Source organism: Methanoculleus sp. DTU007, from assembly GCF_001512385.1.
Taxonomy (GTDB): domain Archaea; phylum Halobacteriota; class Methanomicrobia; order Methanomicrobiales; family Methanoculleaceae; genus Methanoculleus; species Methanoculleus thermophilus.
This window is the reverse complement of sequence record NZ_LFRO01000048.1, coordinates 1-1,289: the sequence shown is the minus strand read 5'-3', so window position 1 is coordinate 1,289 and position 1,289 is coordinate 1. Positions and strand designations below refer to the sequence as shown.

At 66.3% G+C, this 1,289-nt stretch carries 1 protein-coding gene; it reads left to right on the top strand.

The genetic code is table 11. From position 1 onward, the window contains the following. Positions 1-165: 165 nt before the first annotated feature. The coding region (locus ACI94_RS05565; protein WP_286681191.1) for an acetate--CoA ligase family protein at positions 166-1,289 on the top strand (1,124 nt) is incomplete at its 3' end.

The window sequence follows — 1,289 nt, the reverse complement described above, 5'->3', positions numbered from 1 at the left end:
CCGGCCGGTCCGGAACCGGGGCCTGATCCTCGAAAAGTCGCCCCTGCCGCGCCGTCCGGCGAGGGCCGGAGAACTATTATGAGCGGGCTCGCCAATCCGGGGATAGAAGAGCCGGCCGTGCAACCCCCGGTCGGCAGATAGTGAGGAATCCTGATGCCAGGGAGGATGCTAACCGAATCTGAGGGCTACCGTCTGCTGGACTCGTGCGGGATACCCGTGCCCCCCCACCACCTCTCCGCCAGCGCTGCCGATGCCCGGGCAGCCGCGGATCGGATCGGCTACCCCGTCGTCATGAAGGTCATATCGCCCGAGATCATCCACAAAAGCGACGTCGGCGGGGTGATCACCGGAATTCGAGGGCCCGACGAGGCCGAGGAGGCGTATCGGACCATCATGGCAAACAGCGCGGCCCGGGCCCCCGGTGCCGCGATAACCGGGATCATCGTCGAGAAGGAGATGCCGCCTGGGCTTGAGGTCCTCGTCGGCGGGAAGACCGATCCCGCGTTTGGCAAGATCATCACGTTCGGGCTTGGCGGGAAACTCGTGGAGCTCCTGGAGGATGTCGCTATCCGGGTGCTGCCCGTGGATGATGACGAGATCCGGTCCATGATCCGCGAGATCGAGGGTTACCGGCTCATCCGGGGATATCGCGGGGAGGCGCCGAAGGACGAGAAAGCGCTCGTCCGGATCATCGCGAAGATGGCCCGCCTCTTTGCCGAGAGCCCGGATATCCGGGAGTTCGACCTAAACCCGGTCATCCTCTACGAGGAGGGGGCGAGCGTCGTCGATGCACGGATCATCGTCGGGGATACCGTCGGGGCCGGGAGCGCCCGCCTCAGCATCCGTGCTCCCCCGGACCTCTTCTACCCGAAGTCCATCGCGGTGATCGGGGCGTCGGCGACCCCGACGAAGGTGGGCTACTCGGTCCTCCGAAACCTTCTTTCGTTTCCCGGCGACCTCTACCCGGTCAACCCGGGGAGATCGGAACTCTTCGGGCGGAAGGCATACCCCTCCGTTCTCGAGATCCCCGGCCCGGTGGACTGGGCGGTCGTCGCGGTGCCCGCCCATCTCGTCCCCGGGGTGATGGAGGAGTGCGGGAAGAAGGGGGTGAGGCTTGCCATCATCGTCACCGCGGGGTTCCGGGAGACCGGGGAGGATGGCGCCGCTCTTGAGGAGGCGGTTGTTGCGATCGCGAGAAGGCACGGGATCCGGGTCGTCGGCCCGAACTGCCTTGGGGTGATGATGCCCCATATGGGGATCAACGCCACGTTCGACCCGGTCTCGCCGAG